Consider the following 5,203-nt stretch of genomic DNA (forward strand, 5'->3'; position numbering starts at 1 on the left):
CCTGAGCGCTATTTTGTGAGCTAAAGTATTGATTTTTCAAGGAGCAAATCCCATTTTTAATGTGGGAAGTTTGAGTATTATATTGGTTACACGGGTTTATCAAAAACAGGAAGCATAACAGGAGGTTTTATATGTTATCTATTGTCTTAACAGAATTACAAAAGATAAAGCGGTATCATATTCTGCTGATCGGCATTATAGGAATGGCTCTCTCACCTATTCTTGGGCTTATCACACAGAATGTTGCGATTGAAGAAGCAAAAAATCCGAATTTTGACCTTAGCGCATTAGTAGACAGCACAATTTGGAACAATGCAACCGTATTTATGCCTATTATTTTTACTCTGATTGGTGGTTATCTGATAAACAGGGAGTATACGGACGACACATTGAAAAATGTCTTAGTTGTTCCTGTTTCATTCCCTAAATTATTAACAGGGAAATTGACTGCTATCGGCATTTTACCCCTTATATTGGGAATGTATAGTTTCATAATCACAATTATTGTCGGCATTTTTGCGGGGCTTCCCGGTTTGGATATTTTTACTTTGACAAAAGGTATGTTTTATATGTTGGGGATTTCCATTTGCATTTATATTGCTGTTCTTCCGATTATCGCCTTTTGTGGAAGAACACCGGGATTTTTTATGGGCGGTTCGGTGATTGCCTTTGTATTGGGCTATTGCAGTATGTTTTTTAAGAGTGGTCTGCTTAGAAATATTTATCCTTTTTTAGCTTCTTTTACGGTGATTGGTTTTGACACCACATCATATATCAGCGCAAAAAGTAAGGCAAGTGTTCCACTGGGGCTTGCGTCGCTTGGCGCAATGCTGTTGATTTCAGCCTTTATTATCGCAATCTCTAAAACACCGGGCGAAGCTAAAACAAAGCAGAAAAAAAATAACATTTCCCTGCGTCCTGCGCAGAGAGAACGTATAAAGACAAACAGATATTGATTGAAGAAAGCGAGGAGTTTTTAAATGAAAGAAAAAGTTTTAAGTATGATTGCACTTATTACCGTTTTTGTACCATTGACAGCAGCCTTTGTATGGAAGTCGGATTCCCCTGCCGCAACAGCTATCATCATAGGATATTGTATTTTTGCCGCAGTTAGCTTTGTATATGCCCTTTTCCTTTTTGTAAAAATGAAACTTAGGGATATTAACACCAAAATTGCGCTTGGTGTTAATGCGGTTTATGTTGTAGGGATTTTGGTTACAGTAATTATTCCTCACCTGTTAAACAGATAAATTATGGAAAGGTTGATGATATGTATCATAAAAAAATATTTTCTCTTGTGCTTGTGTGTACTTTAGCAATAGGCTTATCCCTCACAGGCTGTTCAAAAGATGAAATTCTGGATCAGTATAATAATGTTGTTCAATTAGCCGGAAATGCAACGCTGACAGGGGATTTATCTCTTAAAGGGAAACGGACGTATGGTGATGACCATTATACTGGAACTTATGTAGCAGACTATAAGGACTTTTCCAAAACAGAATATCTTTTTGGTGGAACTTCTATCGAGCGTGAAAATGGCAAAGATATTTCTGTTTCCTGCGACTTGGAAATTACCGAGGGAACAGCGCAAGTGTTTTGGGTTTCCGGCAGTGATGATCCGGTAATCCTGCTTGAAGCAACTGACAGCTATTCAGAAACAATAACACTGCCGGAAGGCGGGAACTATATTGGCATTACTGGAAATAATTTTACAGGTCATGTAGAGTTGGATATAAAATAGTAAATTGCTAAGTTACTGTACGATAACATTGCCATATAGCGGCGATGTTATCGTATGGGAGAGATGTTTTGCAGTTATTGATAAAAGGAAAATGAGATAAAAATAGATTTGTGGAATTGAATAGGTGATTATTATGAGTAAAGTAGTAGTAGTATCTTTTTCGGAAGATGAGGAAGAACTCTGCCAGAGCCACCACTTCATAATCTGGGACGAACCTTGTCCCTTTTTCAATCCGTAAAACAGTCAGGTCACTAAATTCATATCCGGCAAGCTGGATCTGCTCGGCAAGGGCTTTCTGTGACAGCTTCCTTTCCGTCCGCAGTTCCATAACCCTTTGACCGATTAGGTTTTTAGACTGGTTTTCCTTATTCCAATAGATTTTAATATCCTATCACCAACTTTCTAAAGATGAAGTCCCTTACCATTGATTTTACGAAATATTGTTGATAATATACTTCTAAAGATGAAGTGTAAGAGAATTATCTTGTGGAAAGAGAATTGGGGATTGATAATACTGCCTGTAAAATACAATAATATTTTTAACAGAGAAAGGTGGAAACAAGCATGAATGAAGTTTTTGAAACATTGTCGGATGTCTTTGAGGAGCTGCGCAGCGAATCGGAGGACAGGGAGTATTCCGTCCAGACGGAGGAAGCAAAAGCAGCCAGCCGGGAACTGAAAAAGAAGCAGAAGGCATTTGAAGCATATCTTTCCAAGCTGCCGAAAGAGGACAGGGAGTTTTTGGAGGGCTATATGGATGCGGTGGATCATGCCCATTACAAGGAGGAACAGCGGGCATATTATCAGGGGATTGTGGATGCTATACAAATATTAGAGGGATTAGGCATAATCCCTAAGACCGCAAAGGTAAGAGAACTACTCAGAAGAATAGGCAGATAATAAGCAAGGTGGCTGGCGTATTCAAGAGCGAGCCACCTTGCTTTTAAAAACAGCAATGGATTTCATTATTGGAAATAAGCTATTGATTATTTGATGGAAAGCGTTCTTTCAGAGAAGCAATCCATTTTTCAATTGCTTCCACTAAAACATACTGTTGTTGTAAAACTGCCATACCTGTTTCGGGAATTTCCGGAATATTTTCTTTTTCAAGGATGTTTTCCTCTAAATAAGTTTTCAGTGTTTTGATGTTCTTTTCAATGCTGTTTACACAAGATTGCTGGATTTCCAAAGGTAAACTGTCTAAGTTGACAATCACAGCATTAAAATCTAAAAAGATATGGATAGGTTTAGCGGCAATTTCCAGCATAAGTCTTTCAAATTCCCTATTTCCTGCATCAGTTAGGGAATAAACTGCTTTTTCTGGCATTTTCCCTTCCTTTACAATATTTCCTTTGATAAATCCCTTCTCTTCTAACTGGAGTGCCTTTTTGTAGATTGACGGGGTACTTATTTTTACCCATTTGGATATATTGCGGTATTCCACCAGCTTTTGAATATCATAAGCGCCCATAGGCTCTTTTTTTAACATTCCCAATACAATTAAATCAATCGTAGCCATTGTGACCAGCCTTTCTCTCTGAATTTATATGTGTTCTACACTGTAATTTATAGTATTAGATTTTATAGCTACTGTCAAGAAACAAAAAATTATCACTACTCTCTTGACAACTACTATAAATTAGAGTATATTTTCTTTGCAGGAAATTGGTATAAATTATACTACTGTAAATAATAACGATTGTCAAGAGAAAGGAGTATTCAGAAATGAGTGAACGTAACAACAAAATGGAACTATTAGGGAGTGCGCCAGTCCCCACAGCTCTTGTGGCTCTTGGTGTACCGATTATGATTGGTATGTTGATTAATGCCCTTTATAATCTGGTAGATGCGTATTTTGTGGGAGGTTTGGGAGAAAGCCCTATGGGTGCGATTTCGATTGTGTTTCCATTAGGACAGGTAGTAGTGGGATTGGGGTTGATGTTTGGCAATGGTGCGGCATCTTATCTTTCAAGGCTGTTAGGACGTGGGGACAGAGGTACTGCAAATAAGGTGGCGAGTACGGCAGTATACAGCAGCGTTATGATCGGTGCGGTTATTATTATTTTGGCTGCTGTTTTTCTGAAACCGATTTTAACCATGCTTGGGGCAACAGATACCATTATGCCTTATGCCCTGACTTATGCAAGGATATATGTAATTTCCTGTATCTTTAATGTATTTAATGTGACAATGAATAATATTGTGGCAAGTGAAGGGGCAGCGAAAACAACCATGTGCGCCTTATTGTTGGGAGCTGTATTAAATATTGGCTTAGATCCGGTTTTTATTTATGCGTTTGATATGGGGGTTGCGGGGGCTGCGATTGCCACTGCCATTTCTCAATTTGTCTCCACGCTTGTGTACTTAACTTATGCGCTTCGTAAAAAGAGTGCGTTTTCATTCAGCATAAAGGATTTTAAACCCTCCAAGCAGATATATATGGAAGTTTTGAAAATTGGAGTCCCAACACTTACCTTTCAGCTTCTTACCAGTCTTTCCATAACACTTATCAACCGGGCGGCAAATGGATATGGTGATGCTGCTATTGCCGGGATGGGGGCAGTCACAAGGGTTACAGCTATGGGAACATTAGTGGTATTTGGCTTCCTGAAAGGATTTCAGCCGATTGCAGGATTCAGCTATGGGGCAAAGAAGTTTCAGCGTTTGAGGGAAGCGATTCGAACATCTATTTTGTGGTCAACAGTTTTCTGTGTAATAGTGGGTTTGCTAATGGCTCTGTTTTCTGTACAGATAATTTCGCGGTTTGCAAATGGAAATACGGAAATGATTGCGGTAGGGCAGAAATCCCTTTTGGCAAATGGATTTTCATTCTTCCTGTTTGGCTTTTATACGGTATATTCCTCTTTGTTTCTTGCACTTGGTAAAGGAACAAAAGGCTTTATCCTTGGGGCGTGTAGGCAGGGAATTTGTTTTGTTCCAGTGATTTTACTTCTCCCGAATGTTTGGGGAATCAATGGGATACTTTATGCACAGCCGATTGCAGATGTGATTTCAGGCATTATTACAATCTTTATGGCATTACAGCTTCATGGAGAACTGACGGAAGCAGAAGCACAGCTTCATATTGAAAAACAAGAGTAAGATTTAAGTTAATATATGAAACATAAATGGTCTGCTGGATAACGGTAAAAGAGCCTGTTGTCCGGCAGAGCTGCTTTTAGATGATGCTGCCAATAAATGGAGGGCGGCATCATATACGGGGGCGATTTTTTGAGTGAAATATTGATACTTCATGTTGACAGTGCAGGAGAGAATTTATATAAAAAACTGGTAGAGGTAATAAAAGAGAGTGGTCATAATATACAGAAAGTGGCGATAGAAAGCTGTTTGCCACTTCAATTTGATAGTTTAAGAATCCTACCAGACAGCCTGGATTCTCGGAGTTAACATGACGAGGTTGGTACCTTCACTCCGAGAGCCTCATATATTTTTGCCTGCTTA

General features: G+C 38.8%; 6 protein-coding genes and 1 pseudogene. 5 read left to right on the plus strand and 2 right to left on the minus strand.

The window, feature by feature from the left end; all coding sequences use genetic code 11:
* Nucleotides 1-131 precede the first annotated feature (131 nt).
* Genes NFS31_RS26050 through NFS31_RS26060 form a run of 3 tightly spaced genes read left to right on the plus strand, consistent with a single transcriptional unit; the run spans nucleotide 132 to nucleotide 1,741 of the window.
* Entirely contained in the window at nucleotides 132-956 is an 825-nt protein-coding gene (locus NFS31_RS26050; protein ID WP_251501804.1) for an ABC transporter permease, read from the plus strand.
* Nucleotides 957-980: 24 nt separating this feature from the next.
* On the plus strand, nucleotides 981-1,250 hold the full coding sequence (locus NFS31_RS26055; protein ID WP_004058726.1) for a hypothetical protein: 270 nt from the start codon (nucleotides 981-983) through the stop codon (nucleotides 1,248-1,250).
* A 20-nt stretch (nucleotides 1,251-1,270) separates the two neighbouring features.
* The gene (locus NFS31_RS26060; RefSeq protein ID WP_016298976.1) at nucleotides 1,271-1,741 is read left to right on the plus strand and encodes a hypothetical protein; all 471 of its coding nucleotides are present in this window, start codon (nucleotides 1,271-1,273) and stop codon (nucleotides 1,739-1,741) included.
* A 172-nt stretch (nucleotides 1,742-1,913) separates the two neighbouring features.
* Here the strand turns inward: NFS31_RS26060 and NFS31_RS28115 are convergent.
* A pseudogene (locus NFS31_RS28115) lies at nucleotides 1,914-2,126 on the minus strand (helix-turn-helix domain-containing protein); the annotation flags it as partial.
* 179 nt (nucleotides 2,127-2,305) lie between these two features.
* Here NFS31_RS28115 and NFS31_RS26070 point away from each other — a divergent pair.
* Nucleotides 2,306-2,641 (plus strand): hypothetical protein, encoded by a 336-nt coding sequence (locus NFS31_RS26070; protein ID WP_251501807.1) that lies wholly within the window; start codon nucleotides 2,306-2,308, stop codon nucleotides 2,639-2,641.
* Nucleotides 2,642-2,720: 79 nt separating this feature from the next.
* On the opposite strand, the gene NFS31_RS26075 is transcribed toward NFS31_RS26070, so the two are convergent.
* On the minus strand, nucleotides 2,721-3,260 hold the full coding sequence (locus NFS31_RS26075) for a PadR family transcriptional regulator (RefSeq protein ID WP_251501810.1): 540 nt from the start codon (nucleotides 3,258-3,260) through the stop codon (nucleotides 2,721-2,723).
* 206 nt (nucleotides 3,261-3,466) lie between these two features.
* On the opposite strand from NFS31_RS26075, the gene NFS31_RS26080 reads away from it, so the two are divergent.
* Nucleotides 3,467-4,843, plus strand: coding sequence for an MATE family efflux transporter (locus NFS31_RS26080; protein WP_251501813.1), 1,377 nt, complete (start codon nucleotides 3,467-3,469; stop codon nucleotides 4,841-4,843).
* Nucleotides 4,844-5,203: the final 360 nt, after the last annotated feature.

Origin of the sequence: Otoolea muris (genome assembly GCF_943193115.1) — a bacterium.
Lineage (GTDB): Bacteria > Bacillota > Clostridia > Lachnospirales > Lachnospiraceae > Otoolea > Otoolea muris.